This is a genomic window from Streptomyces sp. NPDC001135 (assembly GCF_053598395.1).
This window is the reverse complement of sequence record NZ_JBSFKD010000045.1, coordinates 12451-33498: the sequence shown is the minus strand read 5'-3', so window position 1 is coordinate 33498 and position 21048 is coordinate 12451. Positions and strand designations below refer to the sequence as shown.

The 21048-nt window shown below is 73.2% G+C and carries 17 protein-coding genes; 5 read left to right on the top strand and 12 right to left on the bottom strand.

Features of this window, described 5'->3' with window-relative positions:
• Positions 1-60: 60 nt before the first annotated feature.
• The 8 genes from ACWC94_RS37485 to allB form a co-directional block, all read right to left on the bottom strand.
• Entirely contained in the window at positions 61-732 is a 672-nt protein-coding gene (locus ACWC94_RS37485) for a response regulator (protein ID WP_450801766.1), read from the bottom strand.
• Between the two features lie 62 nt (positions 733-794).
• Entirely contained in the window at positions 795-2066 is a 1272-nt protein-coding gene (locus tag ACWC94_RS37480) for a sensor histidine kinase (protein ID WP_450801765.1), read from the bottom strand.
• Between the two features lie 237 nt (positions 2067-2303).
• A complete protein-coding gene (locus tag ACWC94_RS37475) occupies positions 2304-2717 on the bottom strand; it encodes a ribonuclease domain-containing protein (protein WP_450801764.1) in 414 nt (137 codons plus the stop codon).
• An 85-nt stretch (positions 2718-2802) separates the two neighbouring features.
• Entirely contained in the window at positions 2803-3714 is a 912-nt protein-coding gene (locus tag ACWC94_RS37470) for a DMT family transporter (RefSeq protein WP_450801763.1), read from the bottom strand.
• A 91-nt stretch (positions 3715-3805) separates the two neighbouring features.
• Entirely contained in the window at positions 3806-4432 is a 627-nt protein-coding gene (locus ACWC94_RS37465) for a dihydrofolate reductase family protein (RefSeq protein ID WP_450801762.1), read from the bottom strand.
• A gap of 74 nt (positions 4433-4506) precedes the next feature.
• Positions 4507-5325, bottom strand: a complete 819-nt coding sequence (locus tag ACWC94_RS37460; protein ID WP_450801761.1) for an AIM24 family protein — start codon at positions 5323-5325, stop codon at positions 4507-4509.
• A 128-nt stretch (positions 5326-5453) separates the two neighbouring features.
• Positions 5454-6569, bottom strand: a complete 1116-nt coding sequence (gene alc / locus ACWC94_RS37455; RefSeq protein WP_450801760.1) for an allantoicase — start codon at positions 6567-6569, stop codon at positions 5454-5456.
• 50 nt (positions 6570-6619) lie between these two features.
• Complete coding sequence (gene allB, locus ACWC94_RS37450; RefSeq protein WP_450801759.1) at positions 6620-7960, bottom strand: allantoinase AllB; 1341 nt, start codon at positions 7958-7960, stop codon at positions 6620-6622.
• Between the two features lie 273 nt (positions 7961-8233).
• Between allB and ACWC94_RS37445 the strand changes: the two genes are divergently transcribed.
• Positions 8234-9028, top strand: a complete 795-nt coding sequence (locus ACWC94_RS37445) for an IclR family transcriptional regulator (protein ID WP_450801758.1) — start codon at positions 8234-8236, stop codon at positions 9026-9028.
• 12 nt (positions 9029-9040) lie between these two features.
• On the opposite strand, the gene ACWC94_RS37440 is transcribed toward ACWC94_RS37445, so the two are convergent.
• The gene (locus ACWC94_RS37440) at positions 9041-9430 is read right to left on the bottom strand and encodes a DUF5955 family protein (protein ID WP_450801757.1); all 390 of its coding nucleotides are present in this window, start codon (positions 9428-9430) and stop codon (positions 9041-9043) included.
• 130 nt (positions 9431-9560) lie between these two features.
• Between ACWC94_RS37440 and ACWC94_RS37435 the strand changes: the two genes are divergently transcribed.
• Both ACWC94_RS37435 and aceB read left to right on the top strand, forming a co-directional pair.
• A complete protein-coding gene (locus tag ACWC94_RS37435; RefSeq protein WP_450801756.1) occupies positions 9561-10163 on the top strand; it encodes a nucleotidyltransferase family protein in 603 nt (200 codons plus the stop codon).
• Positions 10164-10347: 184 nt separating this feature from the next.
• Complete coding sequence (gene aceB / locus ACWC94_RS37430; RefSeq protein WP_450801755.1) at positions 10348-11973, top strand: malate synthase A; 1626 nt, start codon at positions 10348-10350, stop codon at positions 11971-11973.
• Between the two features lie 45 nt (positions 11974-12018).
• Here the strand turns inward: aceB and ACWC94_RS37425 are convergent, their stop codons facing one another.
• Entirely contained in the window at positions 12019-15558 is a 3540-nt protein-coding gene (locus ACWC94_RS37425; RefSeq protein ID WP_450801754.1) for an nSTAND1 domain-containing NTPase, read from the bottom strand.
• 224 nt (positions 15559-15782) lie between these two features.
• Here ACWC94_RS37425 and ACWC94_RS37420 point away from each other — a divergent pair, with 224 nt between their 5' ends.
• Positions 15783-17336 (top strand): carboxylesterase/lipase family protein, encoded by a 1554-nt coding sequence (locus ACWC94_RS37420; protein ID WP_450801753.1) that lies wholly within the window; start codon positions 15783-15785, stop codon positions 17334-17336.
• Between the two features lie 92 nt (positions 17337-17428).
• On the opposite strand, the gene ACWC94_RS37415 is transcribed toward ACWC94_RS37420, so the two are convergent.
• Complete coding sequence (locus ACWC94_RS37415; RefSeq protein WP_450801752.1) at positions 17429-18343, bottom strand: HipA family kinase; 915 nt, start codon at positions 18341-18343, stop codon at positions 17429-17431.
• Positions 18344-18721: 378 nt separating this feature from the next.
• Here ACWC94_RS37415 and ACWC94_RS37410 point away from each other — a divergent pair, with 378 nt between their 5' ends.
• Positions 18722-19531: a CAP domain-containing protein gene (locus tag ACWC94_RS37410; protein WP_450801751.1), complete on the top strand. Its 810-nt coding sequence runs from the start codon at positions 18722-18724 to the stop codon at positions 19529-19531.
• A 13-nt stretch (positions 19532-19544) separates the two neighbouring features.
• Here the strand turns inward: ACWC94_RS37410 and ACWC94_RS37405 are convergent, their stop codons facing one another.
• The gene (locus ACWC94_RS37405; RefSeq protein WP_450801750.1) at positions 19545-21029 is read right to left on the bottom strand and encodes an IucA/IucC family protein; all 1485 of its coding nucleotides are present in this window, start codon (positions 21027-21029) and stop codon (positions 19545-19547) included.
• Positions 21030-21048 lie beyond the last annotated feature (19 nt).

The following is a 21048-nucleotide window of genomic DNA, read 5'->3' as shown; positions in this document are numbered from 1 at the left end:
GGACTCCCCCGAGGCTCACCGGGTGCCTCCCGGTACAGGGACAACGGGCGGCGCACGGGCTTAGTGCCCGTCCTCCTCGAGGAGTCCGGCGTCATAGGCGAGCAGCGCGATCTGCACACGGTTGTCGAGGCCGAGTTTGGCGAGGATGCGGGAGACGTGTGTCTTGACGGTGGCCACGCTCATGAACAGTTCGGTGGCGATCCGGGCGTTGGCGAGGCCGCGGCCGACGGCGACGGCGACCTCGCGTTCTCGGTCGTTGAGGGCGGCGAGCCGCGCGCGGGCGCGTGCCTGGCGTGCGTCGGCGGCGCCGCCGGCCGCGTGCCGCATCAGCTGCCGGGTGACGGCGGGCGACAGGACGGGGTCGCCGGCCGCGACCCGGCGCACCGCGTCGACGATCTCGGCGGGCGGGGTGTCCTTCAGGACGAATCCGGCGGCGCCGGCGCGCAGGGCGTGCAGTACCTGTTCGTCGGCGTGGAAGGTGGTGAGCACCACGACCTGCGGGGCGTCGGCCCGTGCGCGCAGCCGCTCGGTGGCGGTGAGCCCGTCCACCGACGGCATCCGCAGGTCCATGAGGACGACGTCCGGCCGGGTGCGCACGACGAGTTCCTCGGCCTGGGCGCCGTCCGCGGCCTCCCCGACGATCTCGATGTCCCCGGCCCCGCCGATCATCAGGGCCAGTCCGGCGCGTACGAGCGGGTCGTCGTCGACGAGGAGGAGTCTGATCGGTGTCATGGACCTTACGTAATCACGGTGCGGGTGGCGGGCGGGGGCCCTGCCGGGGTACGACGGCATCGTCAGGCCGTCGGCCCGGTGTGGGCCCACGGCAGCCAGGCCCGTACCGCGAACCCCCCGTCGGCCGTGCTGCCGTGCTCCAGCCGGCCGCCGGTCAGGCTCGCGCGTTCGGTGAGGCCGATCAGGCCCTGGCCGGAGCCGGGGACCGGGGCGGGCTCGGTGGTGGGCGGCGGGTTGGTGACGGCGAGGGTGAGGCCGTCGCCGGGCGTGCCGGCGAGACTCAGGGTGACCTCGGCGCCGGGGGCGTGCTTGCGGGCGTTGGTCAGGGCCTCCTGGGCGATGCGGTAGGCGGTGCGGCCGACGGAGGCGGGGACGGCGGCCGGATCGGCGACGCGGTGGTCCAGGGTGACCTTCATGCCCGCCTCGCGGCACTCGGCGACGAGGGCGTCCAGCGCGGCCAGCGTCGGGCGCCGCTCGCCGGCCGTCTCCTCGGACTCGCCGGCCCGCAGCACCCCGATGATCTCCCGCAGATCCTGCAGCGCCTCGTGGGCGCTCTCCCGGATCACTCCGGCGGCCCGGGTGATCTCCTCGCGCGGCGCGTCCGGCCGGAACTCCAGGGCGCCCGCGTGCACGCTGAGCAGGGTGAGCCGGTGGGCGAGGACGTCGTGCATCTCGCGGGCGATGGCCTCGCGGGCCAGGCGCTGGGCCTGCTCGGCGCGCAGCCGTGCCTCGGTCTCCGCCCGGTGGGCCCGGTCCCTGAGGCTCAGCATCAGCATCCGCTTGGAGCGGACGAACATGCCCCAGCCGATGACCGACACGGTGAGCAGCGTGGTGAAGACGACGGTTCCGGCGTAGGACAGGTCGGGGTCGGGCCGCAGCCAGGAGAAGAGCGGGATCAGCGCGAGGTCGACGCCGCCGATCCAGGCCACGTAGCGGAAGGGGCGGTGCACGGCGAGCGTGAACAGGGCGACCATCGCCACGCCGCCCGAGGTGTTCGACAGCAGGTCGACCGGGACCATCGCGGCGGCGAGCCCGACCGGCCACCGGCGCCGCACCCAGACCGCCGCGCAGGCGACGGCGCCGAGCGCCTGGTCGAGGGCGGCGAGGGAGTGCGGCAGGCCGGGTTCGTCGGGCACGGACTGGGCCGCCGCCACAGCCATGACGGCGGCCAGCAGGAAGCAGGAGAAGTCGACGACCCAGTCGCGCGCGGTGCGCCGCGGCCGCCGGCCGGACGCGCGGGCGTCCGGGTCCAGTTCGTACACCAGGGCCGAGGGGAACAGCCAGCGGCGGCCCGCGAACCCCTGTGTCACCCGTATCGCCTCGTCCTTGCTCACGGTCGGCAAATCTACGCAGTGATCGGCCGCCGGGCCGTGCCGTACACGGGATCGCCGACCAAAGTCGCACGCTTGTGGACTTTCGGCGGTGTGACACCGGGGTGGGGCGGCCGTGCGGCGCCACGACGCCCGCCCCGTGGCGGATGCGCGGGGGCATGGCCGCGGGGCGGGCGTCGTGGCCGTGAACACGTCCGGGAAGCCCCGGTCACACCGTCGGCCCGGACGTGACCGTTCGGTTCAGCAGCCGAAGTCGATCAGGTCGAACGTGGCGTAGTGGTCGGAGGTGTAGTAGTCCTCCTGGGACTCCTCGCCGGTGACGACGCGCCGGGCACCGCGCGTCGGGGAGCCCGGGGTGACCACCGTGTACTCGTGGTAGTAGCCGGACTGCTGGCTGGGCAGGACGCCTTCCTTGTTCGTGAAGACGGTGCCGTCCTGCGAGTAGGGGAAGGGCCCGCCCTGGTCGATCAGGTCCAGGGTGTGGTGGGCCTGCGAGGGCAGGTCGCCGTAGCAGATGCTGCCGACCGACGCGGCGGCGACGGCCGTCCTGGGGGCGGCGACCGCCGTGGTGGCGGAGACGGTGCCGCCCACGAGGAGGGCGGACAGGAGTGCGGCTGCGGCGCCGGCACGAGTGGCGCGTGGGGGGAATCTCATGCCGTCATGATGACGCGCGTAGACGTTGGCATGTCAACGACAAAGTTGAAGATTTTCCTGTCAAGTCCGATGAGTTTTCGTGAAGTTAACCTGCCGCCCGGCGTCCCCACGCCGTCCCCACAAGCACCAGCGCGCCCCCGACGAGCCCCGGCGCCCCGAGCCGTTCCCCGCCGAGCGCGATACCGACGGCGGCGGCCCACAGGGGCTCGGTGCCGAGCAGCAGACCGACCCGGGACGGGGAGGTACGGCGGACCGCCCACATCTGGACGAAGAAGGCGAACACCGTGCACAGCACCGACAGGAACACCAGCCCCGCCCAGTCCCGCGGGCCGAAGTCCGCCGCGGCCGTCCAGGGCGCGGGCCCGCCGGAGACGGCGGACAGGAGGGCGAACACGGCGACGGACGCGCCGAGCTGGACCGTGGTGAGCGGCAGCGCGCCGGCACCCTGGACGGCCCTGATCCGGGACATGGCGAGCACGTGCAGCGTGCGGGCCAGCGCGGCGAGCAGCATCAGCAGGTCGCCGGTGCTCGGCCGGGTGAAGCCGCCGCCCTGGGTCAGCAGGACCACGCCGAGCACGGACAGCAGCGCCGCGCCGAGGAAGCCGGGGGTGGGCCGGGTGCGGGTGCCGGCGGCCTCGGCGAGCGGGGTGAAGACCATGGTGAGACTGATGACGAGCCCCGCGTTGGTCGCCGAGGTGTGCACCACCCCGTAGGTCTCCAGCAGGAAGATCCCGCTGAGGATCACTCCCAGCAGGGCCGCGCCGCGCCACTGGGCGGCGGTCAGCGCGCGCAGGGCGCGGCGTGCGGCGACGAACAGGACGGGCAGGGCGAGCGCGAAGCGCAGCACCAGGACGGCCGGCACCGTACGGGCGGTGGTGATGTCCTTGGCCGCGAGATAGCTGGCGCCCCAGCAGACCGCGACGAGCAGCACCGGCAGGTCGGTGTGCCAGGCGTGGCGGGGCGCGACGGTGGCTCCCGGTACGGCGATCGACGACATGGGTGCGGCTCTCCCGGTCTCCGGAGGGGGTGCGGAGACGTCGGCGGCTCCCACGGGGCGCGATCACCGTACCGGCGGGGCGATCTTGGGACTAGGCGTTTTCCGGGAGGTCGTAGGAGCCGTACCGCGGCCGGCCGGCCAGGTCGTAGGACTGGAGGGAGACACCGGCGGCGGTGACGCGTCCGGCGGTGTGCGTGAAGGCGGTCGGTACGGCACCCTCGGCGAACAGGCGGAGGCCGGTGCCGAGGACCACGGGGAAGGTGAGCAGGTGGAGGGTGTCGACCAGTCCGAGGTCGAGCAGGGAGCGGACCAGGGCGCCGCTGCCGTGCACCTGGAGCTCGCCGTCGGTGCGCTCCTTGAGGGCGGTGACCTCCTTGGCGAGGTCGCCGCCGATCACGGTGGTGCCGGACCAGCCGGGGTCGGTGAGGGTGGACGAGGGGACGTACTTCGGCAGGGCGTTCAGTTTGGCGGCGATCGGGTGGGCGGGGTCGGTCACCTTCGGCCAGTAGGACGCGAAGATCTCGTACGTACGGCGGCCGAGCAGGAACGCGCCCGCGTGGTCGAAGACCTCGGTGACGAACCGGCCGAAGTCGTCGTCGCCGTACGTGAAGCTCCAGCCGCCGTGCTCGAAGCCGCCCCGGGGGTCCTCCTGGGGGCCGCCGGGGGCCTGGTAGACGCCGTCGAGGGTGACGAAGATCGTGGAGACGAGCTTGCCCATGGCGGGTGCCTTCTTTCCGGGTGCGGGGTCCGTGTCATCGGCTCAGACCCCGCACGCGCCCGGAACTCATCGGTTCAGCCGGTGTGGGTCGAGAACAGTCCACCGGTCGGACCCTGCTTGTCGCCGCCCTGGGCCTTCTTCAGGGCGTTGGCGAGGCTCTCGATGGTGAGGGACTGCAGGATCACCCGGCCGTTGCCCTCCAGGGTGGCCAGGGACAGGCCCTCGCCGCCGAACACGGCGTTCATGATGCCCTGGCGGTTGAGGCCGCCGACGCGCGTGACGCCGTACTGGATACCCTCCTCGAAGGCCACCACGCAGCCGGTGTCCACCTCGATGCGGCCGCCGAAGTCCGCGGGGTTGAGGTCGATGAAGTTGCCCGCGCCGGCGATGATCACCGTGCCGTACCCGGTGAACTTCTCCAGGATGAAGCCCTCTCCGCCGCTCATGCCGGTGCGGCCGCCGGCGAAGGCGATGCCGAAGTCGACGGTGGACTCGGCGGCCACGAAGGCGTCCTTCTCGGCGAACCACGCGCGCGTGCCGTCGAGTTCCAGGGCGCGCATCTCGCCGGGGAGCACACCGGCGAAGCCGACCGTGCCCTCACCGCCCTGGGAGGTGAAGTACTGGAAGGCCAGGGACTCGCCCGCGAGCATGCGCTGACCGACCTGCATGGCGGTGCCCATGGCCTGGCGCAGCAGGCCGCCCATGCCGCCGCCCGAGCCGCCCTGTGCCTGCTGCCCGCCGTTTCCGGAGGGTCCGGTCAGCCGCGTCTCCATGGTCACGTTCGTGGTCTTGAACAGGAACTTCCCGGCCTCGCAGTACACGGTCTGGCCGGGCTGCAGGTTGACGACCGCCATCTGCATGGCGTTGCCGACGATCTCTTGCTGAAGGGTCACGTGGGGAAGAACGCGGGAGACGGACCCGTAAGTTCCAGGGAGCCGGGTCCGTACGGGTGACACGGCGGGTGACACGCGGGGCGCCCCGGTGCTGTCCGGGCCGGGGCGCCCCGCGCGCAGAGGGTGGGTCAGCCGCCCAGTTCCTGGTGCCGGGCGGCGAGGGCCGTCGCGCCCCGCTCGGTCAGGGAGCCGAACAGGCGCAGGCGGGAGATGCCGCCGTCGGGGAAGATGTCGATCCGCGCGTGCGTGCCGACGGCAGGCTCCGGGAGCACGAAGCGGTGGTTGGTGTCGGGCTGGAGGCGGGTGCGCGGAACGATCTCCGTCCAGTCGCCGTTCTCGCCGTCCTTCACGGACACCGAGGCCCAGCCCGCGCTGTTGCCCTTCAGGTAGGCCGTGTCGATCTCGATCGCGCGGATCTGGGACTGGGCAACGAGCTGGTAGCGGATCCAGTCGTTGCCCTGGTCACGGCGGCGGCGGGTCTCCCAGCCGTCGTCCATCTTGCGGGAGCGGCCCGGCTGGATGGTGTTGGTGGCCGGGGAGTAGAAGAGGTTGGAGGCGTCCTCGACCCGTCCGCCGTTCTCCAGGGCGACCACGTCGAAGGTGCCCAGAACGGACAGCCACTGCGGATCGGGCACCACCTCGCCGTACACGCGCAGGCGCGCGATGCCGCCGTCGGGGTGCTGGTTGACGCGCAGATGGGTGAAGCACTGCTCGACGCTGACCTCGAAGCCGTTCGCCGCGTGGCCGCCGACGGCGGTGCGCGGGACGATCGTCGTCCACTTCACGTCGTCGCCCAGCAGCTCCTGAGGGGACGGCGCGCCGGGTACGGACGTGGCCTCGACCGAGACCGCCTGCGGGTAGTTGCCGCGGAAGTGGGCGGTGTCGACGACGATCCCGCGGATCACACCCGGCGCGCCGAGGCGGACCAGCGCCCAGTCGTGGTCCTCGGCGGTCGGCCAGGGGTGTTCGGCGCTGGCGCCGCGCCGGCGGCGGGTCTCCCAGCCGTCCATGATCTTGCCCTTGTGCCCGAAGTGCTCGGGGTCGAACTCGGCCGGCTCGGGCACCAGCAGGTTCTCGCGCTGGGCGAAGAACTCGTCGTTGGCGGCGACGACACCGGCGCCGAGCTGCCGGTCGGCGAGGTTGGCGTACTGGGTGAAGGGGAAGTCGGCGGTGCGGTAGTCCGCGTACGGGTCGCCGCCTCCGTAGGGGTTCGCGTCGCCGGTGAAGGTGGGTATCGCCGTCACGGTGATCAGGGGGTCCTTTCTGGAGCCGGCCGGGTGGCGGGTGCGGGGGCTTACCGGGGGCGGCTGAGCAGCGTGCCCCTCGGCTCGGTGAACTCGCCGTCCGCGACGATGCGTTCACCGCGCAGCCAGGTGGACTTCACGACGCCGTACAGGGTCTTGCCGGCGTACGCGGTGACCCGGTTGCGGTGCTGCAGACCGGCCGGGTCGACGGTGAAGGTCTCGTCCGGGGCGAGGACGGCGAAGTCGGCGTCGAGGCCGGGCGCGATCGCGCCCTTGGCGGCCTCCAGGCCGGCCAGTGCGGCCGTCCGTGCGGACATCCAGCGCACGACGTCCTCCAGGCCGTGACCGCGCCTGCGGGCCTCGGTCCATACGGCGGACAGGCTGAGCTGGAGGCCGGAGATGCCGCCCCAGGCGGTGGCGAAGTCGGCGGTCTTCAGGTCGGCGGTGGAGGGCGAGTGGTCGGTGACGACGCAGTCGATGGTGCCGTCGGCCAGCGCCTCCCAGAGCAGGTCCTGGTTGGCGGCCTCGCGGATGGGCGGGCAGCACTTGAACTCGCTGGCGCCGTCCGGGACTTCCTCGGCGGTGAGGGTGAGGTAGTGCGGGCAGGTCTCCACGGTGATCCGGACGCCCTCGGCACGGGCGGCGCGGATCAGCGGCAGCGCGTCGCCGGAGGACAGGTGCAGGACGTGCACGCGCGCGTTCAGGCGGCGGGCCTGCGCGACGAGGCTCGCGACGGCCGTGTCCTCGGCGTCGCGCGGGCGGGAGGCGAGGAAGTCGGCGTACTTGGGGCCGCCGTGCTGCGGGGCGGCGGCGAGGTGGTGCGGGTCCTCGGCGTGCACGATCAGCAGGCCGCCGAAGCCGGCGATCTCCGCCAGCGACCGGGCCAGCCGGTCCTGGTCGAGGTGCGGGAACTCGTCCACGCCGGACGGGGACAGGAACGCCTTGAAGCCGAAGACACCGGCGTCGTGCAGCGGGCGCAGGTCCTTGACGTTGTCCGGCAGGGCGCCGCCCCAGAAGCCGACGTCGATGTGCGCCTTGTCGGCGGCCACCTGCTGCTTGACCCGCAGGTTCTCGACGGTCGTGGTGGGCGGGAGGGAGTTGAGCGGCATGTCGATCAGCGTGGTGATGCCGCCGGCCGCCGCCGCGCGCGTGGCGGTCCAGAAGCCCTCCCACTCGGTGCGGCCGGGGTCGTTGACGTGTACGTGGGTGTCGACCAGGCCGGGCAGCAGGACGTGGTCGCCGAGGTCCTCCAGTCGCGCGCCGGCCGGGACCCCGGTCTCGTACGGCAGGACGGCCGTGATCTTCCCGGCGGACACGGTGACCGCGGCGGCCCGCGTCCCTTCGGGAGTGATGACGCGCGTCGAGCGCAGGACCAGTTCAGCGTCGGACACCCGAACCCCTCTCTGTACCGCCGTTTTACGCCCAGGAAACGGGATTTACACCCACGTAACGGATTTCAACGTTCTGTTGAAGGAGTCTTCACTCCCACTTCCCCGCCGTCAAGGGGCACACTTCTGGGCAGCGCCCGGTCGGCACGAACTCTGGACGTTTCCACAAAGCGGAATTAGAATTCCAGCAAGCAGAACGTAGCTACGTACAAGCAGGGAGTCAACCGGCCGCCGGGTAGGCTTCTGCCCTCCTGTCAGCCCCGAAAGGAACGCGCCGTGCCGACGTCCAGCGCCAGCACCAACGACTCCGCCAAGCCCTCCGCCGCGGGCGGGGTCCAGTCCCTGGAGCGCGCCTTCGACCTGCTGGAGCGCATGGCGGACGCCGGCGGCGAGGTCGGCCTCAGCGAGCTGTCCGCGACCAGCGGGCTGCCCCTGCCCACCATCCACCGGCTGATGCGCACGCTGGTCGCCTGCGGCTACGTCCGCCAGCAGCCGAACCGGCGGTACGCGCTCGGCCCGCGCCTGATCCGGCTCGGCGAGTCGGCGTCCCGGCTGCTTGGCACGTGGGCGCGGCCGTACCTCGCGCGGCTGGTCGAGGAGACCGGGGAGACCGCGAACATGGCGCTGCTGGACGGCGACGAGATCGTGTACGTGGCACAGGTGCCGTCGAAGCATTCGATGCGGATGTTCACCGAGGTGGGGCGGCGGGTGCTGCCGCACTCCACCGGGGTCGGCAAGGCGCTCCTCGCCGGGGTGCCGGACGACGAGGTGCGGGCGCTGCTGTCCCGGACCGGGATGCCGGCCGCGACCGAGAAGACCATCACCACCCCGGAGGGCTTCCTGGCGGCGCTGGAGGACGTGCGGCAGCTGGGGTACGCCGTGGACGACAACGAGCAGGAGATAGGAGTGCGGTGCCTCGCGGTGTCCGTACCGGACTCCCCCACGGCGGCCGCGATCTCGATCTCGGGGCCGGCGGGGCGGGTGACGGAGGCGGCGACGGACAAGATCGTGCCGGTGTTGCAGGAGATCGCCCTCGAGCTGTCCCAGGCATTGGCCAGTTCCGGCGCGTAGGAGTTCGCGGAGTCATTCACCGTCGGCGGCTGCGGGTGCGTCGTGGCCGTTCGCGCAGTTCCCCGCGCCCCTGGGCCGGCATCCCCGGTCCCGCTGCGCCGGCTCCCCGAAGAGGTCCACTGCCTCCCGGACCCCGGTCAGGCCCCGGGCCAGGGCGCTGACCGAGCCGATCGCGCCGGCGATCAGTAACAGGGAGCTGCGCAGGCGGGGGATCTCCGGGCGGCCGCCCATGGCCATCGCCGCGAGGGCCGCCAGTTCGTCCTCCGCTATGGCGCGGTCGGGGAACTCGGAGGGGAGCGCGGCGAGTTCGCGGCGCAGCCGGGACACCGCGGTCCGCAGTTCCGCCACCCTCGGATCCTCGCCACTGCCGGTCACTGGCCTCTGCCCCAAGCTCCGCAACACAGCCCTCCCCCTCACACGCCGTCGTGCGCGGGTCAGTAAACGCCACCGCGTCCGGGAGCGCCACCGCGCGGACCGAAATTCAGCCCAAGGGAAACGGGCCGTCGCCGGTCGCGTCGGGTATGCAGGACGCATGACGGACAGGCATCACGAGGAGGTCGCCGGGCTGCTGCTCGCCGCCGGCGGGGGCAGACGGCTCGGCGGGCGCCCCAAGGCGCTGCTGGAGCACCGGGGGCGCCCCCTGGTCGAGCACGCGGCCGGGGTGCTGCGCGCGGCCGGGTGCGCCCGTGTGCACGTCGTCCTGGGCGCCCGCGCCGAGGACGTACGGGCGCGCGCCGACCTGACCGGCTGCGTACTCGTGGACAACCCGGACTGGGCCGAGGGCATGGGTTCCTCGCTGCGGGCCGGGCTGGCGTCGCTCGCCGGTACGGGGGCGCACGCGGCCCTGGTGAGCCTCGTCGACCAGCCGGGTATCGGACCGGCGGCCGTGGGGCGGGTGCTCGGCGCGTACGAGGACGACAAGTCGCTGGTCTCGGCCGCCTACGACGGCACGCGGGGGCATCCGGTGCTCTTCGGCGCGGCCCACTGGCCCGGCATCGCGGCGACGGCCACCGGGGACCGGGGGGCCCGCGCCTACCTGAAGGAGCACGCGGGGCACGTCCGGCTCGTCGAGTGCGCGGACGTGGCCGAGCCGTACGACATCGACACCGAGGCCGACCTGCGCCACCTTGAGTGAAGGGGGTGGCACTGGGCGCCACCTTGCCTCGACCCAGAGAATCTCGACATCAACAAACCATTGAAGTTCCACAATGAGGAAACTACTATCCACTGTTCAGAAGCGCCTGACCGCACAGCGGGCGCTGTTCGCCCTATTCGTGCCACTAGGCACCCGGTGCCACCGCTGAAGGAAGTGACAGCTCATGTCCGCACCAGCGCCGTCCCCGCTGGCCATCGTCGACGCCGAGCCCCTGCCCCGGCAGGAAGAGGTCCTCACGGACGCGGCGCTCGCCTTCGTGGCGGAGCTGCACCGGCGGTTCACCCCGCGCCGTGACGAACTCCTCGCCCGCCGGGCCGAGCGCCGCGCCGAGATCGCCCGCACCTCCACGCTCGACTTCCTCCCCGAGACGGCCGCGATCCGCGCGGACGACTCCTGGAAGGTCGCCCCGGCCCCGGCCGCCCTGAACGACCGGCGCGTCGAGATCACCGGCCCCACCGACCGCAAGATGACCGTCAACGCGCTCAACTCGGGCGCGAAGGTCTGGCTCGCCGACTTCGAGGACGCCTCCGCGCCCACCTGGGAGAACGTGGTCCTCGGCCAGGTCAACCTGATCGACGCCTACACCCGCAGCATCGACTTCACCGACCCGGGGTCCGGGAAGTCGTACGCCCTGCGGCCGAACGAGGAGCTGGCCACGGTCGTCATGCGCCCGCGCGGCTGGCACCTGAACGAGCGGCACCTGGTCGACACCGACGGCCGGGCCGTCCCCGGTGCCCTCGTCGACTTCGGCCTGTACTTCTTCCACAACGCCCAGCGGCTGCTGGACCTCGGCAAGGGCCCGTACTTCTACCTGCCGAAGACCGAGTCGCACCTGGAGGCCCGGCTGTGGAACGACGTGTTCGTCTTCGCGCAGGACTACGTCGGCATCCCGCAGGGCACCGTCCGCGCCACCGTCCTGATCGAGACGATCACGGCCGCGTACGAGATGGAGGAGATCCTCTACGAACTCCGCGACCACGCCGCGGGGTTGAACGCCGGCCGCTGGGACTACCTGTTCTCCATCGTCAAGAACTTCCGCGACGGCGGAGCCAGGTTCGTCCTGCCGGACCGCAACGCGGTCACGATGACCGCCCCGTTCATGCGGGCGTACACCGAACTCCTCGTCCGCACCTGCCACAAGCGCGGCGCGCACGCCATCGGCGGCATGGCCGCGTTCATCCCGTCCCGCCGCGACGCCGAGGTCAACAAGGTCGCCTTCGAGAAGGTCCGCGCCGACAAGGACCGCGAGGCGAACGACGGCTTCGACGGCTCCTGGGTCGCCCACCCCGACCTCGTCCCGATCGCCATGGAGTCCTTCGACAAGGTCCTCGGTGACAAGCCGAACCAGAAGGACCGGCTGCGCGAGGACGTGCACGTCGAGGCGGCCGACCTGATCGCGATCGACTCGCTGGACGCGAAGCCGACGTACGCCGGTCTCGTCAACGCCGTCCAGGTCGGCATCCGTTACATCGAGGCCTGGCTGCGCGGGCTCGGCGCGGTCGCCATCTTCAACCTCATGGAGGACGCGGCCACCGCCGAGATCTCCCGCTCCCAGATCTGGCAGTGGATCAACGCGGGCGTCAAGTTCGAGAACGGCGACCTGGCCACGCCGGAGCTGGCCCGCAAGGTCGCCGCCGAGGAGCTGTCCCGCATCCGCCAGGAGATCGGCGAGGAGGCGTTCGCGGCCGGCCACTGGCAGGAGGCGCACGACCTGCTGCTGCACGTCTCCCTGGACGACGACTACGCCGACTTCCTCACCCTGCCGGCGTACGAGCAGCTCAAGGGCTGAGCCCGCCCCTCGGGGCCCCCGGTGCGTACGGCGTGCCGGGGGCCGTCACTCGGGCAGGCCGTAACGACGGCATTCCTCGGCGGTCAGCTCGCGCACCTCGACCCCGGATCGCTCCAGGAGCGCGTCGCACTGCCGGACGTCGGTCCCGCCGGGCAGGGACCACGTGTAGCCGCGGTGGTCCTCGCCCCTGACGACGAAGGAGCAGCCGTCGTCGGACCAGTGCGCCTCCAGCGGGACACGGCAGGCCAGGGCGGAGACCGCCCGGCACTCGGCCGTGTCCGCGTCCCAGAAGGCGGCCCAGCCGTCTCCCGCGGTCGCGAGCAGCCGGCCGTCGGGGGACCACCGCAGCACGCGGGCCGTCCCGTAGGCGGCGGCGGACCGTGCCAGGGGCCTGCCGTCTCCGGCGTCGCACAGGCGTACCGCCGACCCGCCGTCGAGGAAGGCGAGCCGGCCGCCGTCGGGCGACCAGCAGGCGTCGACGGCCGTACCGCTGTCCACGGGCACGTCGAGCAGCCGGCGCCCGGTGCGGGCGTCCAGGACCACCAGCGGTCCCTCCTTCTCCGCGGTCACCAGACGACGCCCGTCCGGGCTCCACGCCAGGACTCCGGTGCCCCGCCCGGCGCCCTCGGCCCGGCCCAGCCGTCGCCCGCCGCGTGGATCCCAGACCTCTGTGCCGTACGCGACCGTCAGGAAGTCATGGCCGACCGTCGCCAGGAGCGAACCGTCCGGGGACCACGCAACCCGGTCGACGACCCCGTAGGCCGTGCGCAGGACGGCGGTGCGCCGGCCGGAGGCCGGATCGACGATCTCCACCCGGCCGCCGGAACAGGCGACGGCCAGCCGGTCCCCGCCGGGCTGCCAGGCGACGGAGAGCGGCCGTGCGTCGCCGTCGGCGGGGATCGTCCTCGGCCGGGCGCCGGGCGCGGTCACGTGGACGGCGTCGCCGGCGTGGAAGACGGCGGCCACCTGACCGGCCTGCCCCGACACGCTGCGCAGGGCACCGCCCGGCAGGGCCCGGGGGCGCCAGGAACCGTGGTCGCCGATCCACACACCGCTGAACCGCGACCGCCAGGCGAAGCACGTGCTGTCCGCGCGCCAGGCGATCTCCTCGCCGCCCCAGGGAACGCGCAACCGGCGCACCAGTGCGTGGTCGGCCACCCGCCACACCGTGATGACCGCATCCGCGTTCCGTCCGGCGTCGGGCACGGCCGCGGCCACCAGCTGTCCGTCGGGCGACCAGAAGACGCCGTTCGCCTCCGGCCCGATGTCCCACTCGTCCAGGACGGCGCCGTCCTCGGCCGCCCTGATCCGCAGTGCCCGGCCCGCCGTGTGGGCCACCCGGCGGCCGTCCGGAGACCAGGCGAACCAGCCGGTGAGTCCGGGGAGTTCGTCCTCGCCCCGGGGAAGGCGCCACACCGGGACGCCGTCCGCAGCGGTGAGGACCTGGAGCTCACGCCAGGTGAGCAGCGCCAGGAGCGAGCCGTCGGGCGACCACGACAGCGCCGTGGCACGCGGCGCGTCGAAGGAACGCCGCTCTTCGGGGGGACGGCCCCGGGCGGCGGGCGAGAGGTCGACGATGCGCACCGCGTGGTCCACCAGTTGGGCGACGGCCCGCCAGCCGTCGAAGGAAAGGTCCAGGGCCCGGTCCCCGAACACGTCCGCCGCCTGCGTGGTGACCGAGAAGTCCGGGTCGTCGAAGCGGCGCACGGCCAGCACCCCGTCCTCGGTGTCCACCCAGTACGCGCCGCCTCCCCCGCTGAACCCGGCCCGCCGCAACGCCCCCAGTCCCAGGGGCCGCTGACCGGCCGGCTCGCCGTGTGCGGTCCACGTGCACAGGTCACCCTCCGTCCCGATGGTCCGCAGCCGGCCGGTGTCCGGGTCCCAGCCCAGCGCGATCACCTGGCCGAGGTGCCCGGGACCGAACGTCTCGACCACCGGGTCGAGGGCGACGCCCCACAGGGTGAGTACGGCCTTCTCGGTCACGGTGCCCTCCCGTACGGCGGCCGCGGCGAGCGCCAGCGCCAGGCTCCGGTCGCCCTGCAACGCATAGGCGTGCTGCGCCCGTTCGGCGAGGTCGTCGGCACGCGCCCGGGCGTCCTGCGTCTCCCGCCGGGCCGAGACGGCGACCAGTTCGGCCAGAGCGGTGGAGGCACCGCCGTCGGCAAGGAGTTCCCGCGCCTGGGCCAGCCGGTGCCCGTGCAGCAGGTCGTCCGCCGATCGCTCGTTCGCCACCCATGCCGCGGCCCGGCGTTCGAGGTCCGTGATCCGGCGCAGCCGGTCCTGGTGCCGCCGCGCGAGCTCCCGCAGCCGGGGCCAGTACCGCAACAGCGCCTCGTGGACGAGGTCGAAGGCCGTGCCGTCGTCGAGATCCGTCACGAGACGGGCCGCGCGCAGATCCTCGACCACCGCCAGCGCGGACGCGTCCAGGGCGGCCCGGGGCACGGACTGCCGCAGGAAGCCACGCTCGTCCCAGGCGACGAACCTCAGGAGCACCGCCTCCACCCGCTGCGCGGGGTGCTCGATCACGAGCTGTCCGTGGGCGCCCTCCGCGTACCGGGCGATGGCCTGCGCCAAGGGGCCGGTCCGGGCCAGCAGTTCCCCGCCGATGACGTGGTCCGCACCCGCCGCCTCGTACAGGTCGCGCAGAAGTTGGCCGAGCTGGGGCAGGGCGTCGCCCTCCGTCGCCTCGACGACGAGATCGTCCACGACCTCCTCGGCGATGTCCGCTCCGGCGGCCCGCGCCGGGCCGGTGATGACCTGTCGGATCTGCCGGGAGGTCAGCGTCCCCAGGGGAAACCGGGTGCGCAGAAGGTCGCCGTGAGGCTCCAGTACGGGATCGCGGAGGAAGCCGGACGGCAGCGCGAGGACGACGTGGAGCTGTGGGTGCGCGCGCACCGTCGCCCGCAGCGTCCGAAGGAACAGCTCGCGTTCGGTGTCCGGGGCCAGGCGGACGATGTCCTCGAACTGGTCGATCGCGAGGACGATCCGCGGGGACGGCCCCTGGGCCGCTCGCAACGCGGCCGACACCTCCGTGAGATCGCCTCCGTCCGCCGCCTCCCGCCGGAGCCGGTGCGCGAGCCGTGCGACCGCGTCACCGCGCTGCCCGGGCCCGCGCGGGGTGAGGGCCTGCGCCAGGGCGACGAAGGGGCCGGAGCCGGGCCGGACCGGGCCGAGGACCGCCCAGCGCAGTCGTTTCAGCCCCGGCAGGACACCCGCGGCGACGAAGGACGACTTCCCGCAGCCCGACGGACCCACCACGGTGAGCACCCGCTGGGCCGGCGTACGGGCGGCGGCCAGCACGCGCACCGCGTCGCGGACCTCGTCCTCGCGGCCGAAGAACACCTCCGTACGGTCCTCGGCGAACGCCTCCAGGCCCGGGTAGGGGCTGTCGGGCCGTGTCCAGGGAACACGGCGCCGCTCCCGCCGTCGCTGTCCCCACTCCCAGACAACCACCGCGACGACACCGGCCGGAAGCCAGACGGCGGCGTAGCGGTTCACCGCGCGCAGCGGAGTCCACCACCTGTCCGGATCGGCGGTGAGGAGATTCGTGCCGACGCCGAAGACGAGCCCGAGGAGCAGTGACACGAGGTCGAGGCTCGTTCTGCGAGGTCTGTGCACGCGTCACTCCGAGTCGATCTCCGTTTCCGGCAGCGTACGGATGCTTCGCGGAGCCACGTCAAGGCATCGGAAACGGCCACGGCGGCCGAAAGCCGACCGAGGCCAAGCCCGTTCGAGGGCTTGCGGGGTCCGTCAGGGGACACCCTTTTCCGGTCGCGTCGGCGCGTGCCGGTGAGCGAGACTGTCGCGCGATGAGCGAGCGACCATGCGGGATCGAAACGGTTTTCCGGACCTCGAGCGGCCGGGTGCGGGGCACAGGGGCCGGCGACGGCGTCACGGCCGTGCTCGGTGTCCCGTACGCGGCCGCGCCGTTCGGCGCCCGCCGGTTCCGGGAGCCGCAACCGGCGCCGGCCTGGGGCGGGGTCCGGGAGTGCACGGCCTTCGGCCCTGTCGCCCCGCAGTCGGCGGAGCTGCCCGGAGCGCCGGTGTGGCACCCCGGGGACGAAGACGTCCTCACGGTCAACGTGTGGGTGCCGGAGCGCGCGGACGGCGGCGCGCTGCCGGTGTTCTTCTGGATCCATGGCGGCGCCTACACGTTCGGCTCCTCCGCCCAGCCCGACTTCGACGGGACGGCCCTGGCCCGCGCCGGGTTGGTCGTGGTCAGCTGCAACTTCCGGGTGGGCTTCGAGGGCTTCGGGCATGTGCCCGGCCTTCCCGACAACCGTGGGCTGCTGGACCAGGCCGCCGCCCTCGGCTGGGTCCGGGAGAACATCGCCGCCTTCGGCGGCGACCCCGGGAACGTCACCGTCGCCGGGCACTCCTCCGGAGGGGGCTCGGTGCTCTGCCTGATGGCCATGGAAGGGACACGGGGGCTGTTCCGGCGGGCCGTCGCCCACAGCGCGCCCCACGCCTTCTTCACGGTCGGTCTCGCCATGGCGGTCACCGAGCGGATCGCAGCACAGGCCGGGGTGGCCCCGACGGCGCGGGGACTGCTGTCGGTGCCGCCCGAGGGTCTGGTGGCCGCCTCCGACAAGACCGCCGCGCACTGCGGGGCCGACCCTGTGGCGGCGATCCACGCCTTCGACCCGGTGATCTTCCAACCCGTCGTCGACGGCGAGGTGCTGACCGCGGACCCGCTGGTCGCGCTCGCCTCCGGGGCGGCGCGCGAGGTGGACCTGCTGGTGTGCCACACGCTGGAGGAGTGCTGGTTCCTCCACACGGTGGGAGCCCTACGGGAGGTCACCACCGAGGCGGAGCTGACGGACTTCGCCGAGGCCCTGCACCTCCCGGCCCACCTGCTCGACGGCTACCGCGCGTCGATGCCGGGCGCCCCCGTGCTCGACCGCTATCTCGCGGTCTTCAGCGACGCGAAGTTCGGCGAGTTCGCCGCCCGTCTGGCCGAGCACCACACGAGGGCCGGCGGCCGGGCGTACCTGGCCCGCTTCGGCCGCAGGCGCGCGGAAGCCCGGCCCTGGCACACCGCGGACATCCCCTTCGCCTTCGGCAATCTGGACGCCGTCGGCGCCCGGTTCCTCATCGGCGGTGCCCCCGACGACCACGACCGCGCCCTGTCCCACCGCATGCTCGAGTCCTGGGCGGGGTTCGCGGCCACCGGCGACCCGGGCTGGCCGGCGGTGACCGCCGAGTCCACGCCGGTCAGGTCCTGGGCCGTGCCCGGCGACCACCTGGCCGCCGACGACCCGTCCGGGCTCCGCGCCTTGTGGCAGGAGGTCCGGTTCGACCTGCTGCGCCCGAAGCGGATGACCGGACCCCGTTCCTGCGGGCCCCCCGGCGCCTCTGCCTGAGGCTGGGACTGCGGCTGCGGCTGCGGGGCTTGACGGCCGGTGGCCCTGGGAGCCCGCGACCCGTACGACGTGCGGCGTCCCCGCCCTCCCCGTCATCCCAGGTGCACGGACCAGTCCTGTTCCGCCGCCGGCTCGCCGTGCAGGTCCGGGACGCGCTTGAGCCAGTCCGGGCGGGCCGCCTGCGTCCTCTCGGCGCGGGCGGCCTCCTCGGCCGCGACCTGGTCACGGCTCGGGAAGTCCGTGGGCAGCCACTCCCGCGAGAGACGGACCCGGGCGAGGAGGTGGTCGACGTAGGCGGAGCGGACGTCGTCGGGCGTGGCGAAGCCGGCGTCCTCGGCCAGCCAGGCGTCCGGGACCTCGGCGACGATGCCGCGCAGCAGCTCCTCGGTCACCCGTGGGGCGAGTTCGGCGTCCGCGGCGCGGACGTCGGGGCCGTAGTGGCCGAGGGCGTGGTGGCGGAAGTCGTACCTCTTGCCCGGGGTGGTGGTGTCCCAGCGGTGGTGGAAGACGAGGGCGGCGCCGTGGTCGATGAGCCACAGGCGCGGCGGTGCGGTACCGAGCGTCGGCCAGACCATGAGGTTGGAGCTGTGGACCGTGCGGTCCACGTTGACGGTCAGCGCGTCCAGCCAGACGATCCGGCCCGCCTCCAGCGGGTCCACGGGGAAGGACTTCGCGATCTGAGGGGTGAGGTCCCGGGCGCCCGGCAGATAGTCCATGCCGAGGTTCACGCCCGCGCTCGCGCCGTGCAGCTCCCGCACCTCCTGGTGCGGTTCGCCCGCGGCGATGGCGGGGTCGAAGTGGACGAGGACCAGCTCGGGGAAGCGCAGACCGAGGGCACGGGCGAGTTCGCCGACGATCACCTCGGCGACCAGCGCCTTGTGCCCCTGTGCCGCGCCGGTGAACTTCACGACGTACGTGCCGAGGTCGTCGGCCTCCACGACTCCGGGGACGGAGCCGCCGGACCGCAGCGGGGTCACGTATCGAACAGCAGTCACGTCGCGCAGCACGTGGTTCAGCGTATGCGCTGCGTGCCTCGGGGGCGCCCAGGGTGAGGTCTGTCACACACCACACGGCTACTAACCATGCCCGGTAGTAGAGACGGCCACGGTGACATATGGGATTTGTCCGGCTTGCCATGGTCCTGTGCCACTCTCCGGAGGGCGGCGCACCCGCCGCCCCGAGCCTTCTCGGATTACTGCCCGGCGAGGTGCTCCTGACGGGCCGACAGGTGAGAGCAAACATCGCGAACGCGAACCCGGCATCTCCTCACTCACCTGGCAAGGGCCCCCTGCGGCTACTAGCCCAGGTAGTAGGAGAGGCCTTTGCGCTCCTTGTGAAGGCGTCCTGAGAATGAGCGCCCGGCGATCACCGAGTGAGGTTCACGCATGGGCAAGCACCGCAGGACACAGCAGTTGCGGCGGATAGTCATCGCCGCCGTCACCATCGGCACGGTGGGCGTGCCGTCCGTCGCCCTGGCCTGCACCGACTGGCCGTACGGCACGACGGACCCGTCCGACGCCGCCGCGACGAGCACGCCGCAGCCGCGATGGCACCACGCCCATGGGCATCACCACCGCAACGGCCACCCTCACGCACCCACGCCGCGGGCCACCGCGTCGCCCGCGCCCCGGGCCACCACTCACCCCGGCGCCCACAAGAAGGTCACGGTCCACAGGCCCCCGAGGACCACTGCCCCCAGCGCTCCGCACACTCCCGGCACTCCCCAGGCCACCGCCGCCGTCCCTGCCGCGCCGAGCACTCCCAGGGCCACCGCCGCCCCCGCCGCGCCGAGCACACCCAAGGCCACCGCCACGGCGTCCGGGGTCGTCGCGCGCATCGTGCAGCTCGTCAACGCCGAGCGCGCCAAGGTCGGTTGCCAGGCCCTGACCCTGAACCCGGCGCTGACCAAGGCCGCGCAGGACCACAGCGCGGACATGGCGGCCCACCAGAACATGTCGCACACCGGGTCCGACGGGTCCGCCCCGGGCGACCGCATCACGGCCGCCGGCTACTCCTGGAGCGCCTACGGCGAGAACGTCGCCTACGGCTACAGCACCCCGGACGAGGTCATGGCGGGCTGGATGTCCAGCCCCGGCCACCGGGCCAACATCCTCAACTGCTCGTTCCAGCAGATCGGCGTCGGTCTCGCGCAGCCGGGCAGCTACTGGACCCAGGACTTCGGCACGGCCCGGTGAGCCGCACACGGGGTCAGCGGGCCGCCAGCGGGTTCGGCAGGGGCAGGTAGCGGGCGTCCGCGCCGTCCGCGCCGGTCCAGCGCAGCAGCAGGTTGGTCTTGCCGGGCAGGGTGGGCGCGCCCAGCAGGGCGGGGATCTCGGGCAGGCGGTGCCGGGCGAGTTCGCCACGGGCGGCGGGCCAGGGGTCGAGCCCGGGGTGGTGTTCGGCGAGGGCGGCGGCGATCTCGGCGAGGTGGTTCACCACCAGGCAGTAGACCAGCCGCTCCCAGCCCGCGGCCCTGCTCACGTCCGTCAGCAGCTTGGCGCCCTCGGCGTCCCGGAACAGCGCCTGGACGGGCGTGCCGGCCGCGTCCACGGCGACGAGGGTGTTCTGGAGGTGGGCCTCGAGGACGACTCCGTGCTCGTCGAAGGCCGTGAGGGCGGGCGGGACGACCTGGCGCAGATACGCCTCCCACCATGCCGCCGGGTCGGCCGCACCGGCCAGCGGGCTGCCGTCGAAGCCCTCGGCGAGGCCGGCGGCGAGCAGCGGGGTGGCGCCCGGCAGCAGGTGGCCGCGCAGACCGTCCCGGACGAGGACGGCCAGCTCCTCGAAGGCGAAGGCGGCCGTGCGGTAGCCACGGTCGCTCAGCCAGGCCGTGGGCGGACCCAGCGCCGCGAAGGCGTGCCCGGCGGCCCTGTCGGTGCGGCACAGTCTGCGCAGGTCGTGGCGCCACAGCCGGCGGATGTCGTTGGTGATGCGGACGTCCAGGCTGAACTTCAGGAACATGTCGCGCCGCGGCTCGTACACCGTGCGGACCGCCGCCGTCGGCCAGGTGGGGAAGGCGGTTTCGCCGAGCCGGACCAGGCGGCCGTCGGCGAAGGCCTCCGCCAGCTCCCGGCCCGCCAGCTCCAGCTGCCAGGGGTGGGCCGGCAGCAGCCGGTAGCCGGGCGGTGCCGTACCGAGCGCGTCCAGGGCGCCGGTGTCGCCCTCCTCGGCCACCTGGTCCTCGCGCACCCCGAGCAGCACCAGCGGGAAACGGGCGTGCGCCTCGGGGGCGTACGGCAGCCAGGACGCGACCGGGCCGCCACCGCGGGCCTTGGGGGCGGGGTGGCTGGGGTGACCGGTGATCAGGGACTGCTCGGACAGGAGATAGGGGTCGGCGGGCGGCGTCGCCCGGGCGCGGGCGGTGAGCAGCGCGGCGACCGCGTCCCGGCTGTCGACCATCTCGGCGGGCAGGTCACCGCCCGCCAGCCCGGTGTGCCTGCGCAGTTCCTCGGTGACCAGTTTGACCAGTTCGGTGTGGCCGACGCGGTGCCAGACCCCGGCCGCGCACACCTCGGGGTCCGTGGGGCGCCGGCCGGGACGCACCCGCAGCAGCCGCCCGCTCGGCAACCGGTGCACCCTCGGGTCACCGGGGTCCGGCTCGGCCACCTCGCGCAGCAGGCAGTTCAGCACGGGCGCGGCCGCGTAGGCGTCGGCACGGTGGCCGACGGCGTCGGTGGGGGGTGTGAGGTCCACGCGATCCGTTCGTTTCGTC

Bases quoted from the DNA above. Each gene is read 5' to 3' on its own strand.
- ACWC94_RS37485 (WP_450801766.1), bottom strand. From the start codon at position 732: ATGACACCGATCAGACTCCTCCTCGTCGACGACGACCCGCTCGTACGC.
- ACWC94_RS37475 (WP_450801764.1), bottom strand. From the start codon at position 2,717: ATGAGATTCCCCCCACGCGCCACTCGTGCCGGCGCCGCAGCCGCACTC.
- ACWC94_RS37470 (WP_450801763.1), bottom strand. From the start codon at position 3,714: ATGTCGTCGATCGCCGTACCGGGAGCCACCGTCGCGCCCCGCCACGCC.
- ACWC94_RS37465 (WP_450801762.1), bottom strand. From the start codon at position 4,432: ATGGGCAAGCTCGTCTCCACGATCTTCGTCACCCTCGACGGCGTCTAC.
- ACWC94_RS37435 (WP_450801756.1), top strand. From the start codon at position 9,561: ATGACGGACAGGCATCACGAGGAGGTCGCCGGGCTGCTGCTCGCCGCC.
- aceB (WP_450801755.1), top strand. From the start codon at position 10,348: ATGTCCGCACCAGCGCCGTCCCCGCTGGCCATCGTCGACGCCGAGCCC.
- ACWC94_RS37420 (WP_450801753.1), top strand. From the start codon at position 15,783: ATGAGCGAGCGACCATGCGGGATCGAAACGGTTTTCCGGACCTCGAGC.
- ACWC94_RS37410 (WP_450801751.1), top strand. From the start codon at position 18,722: ATGGGCAAGCACCGCAGGACACAGCAGTTGCGGCGGATAGTCATCGCC.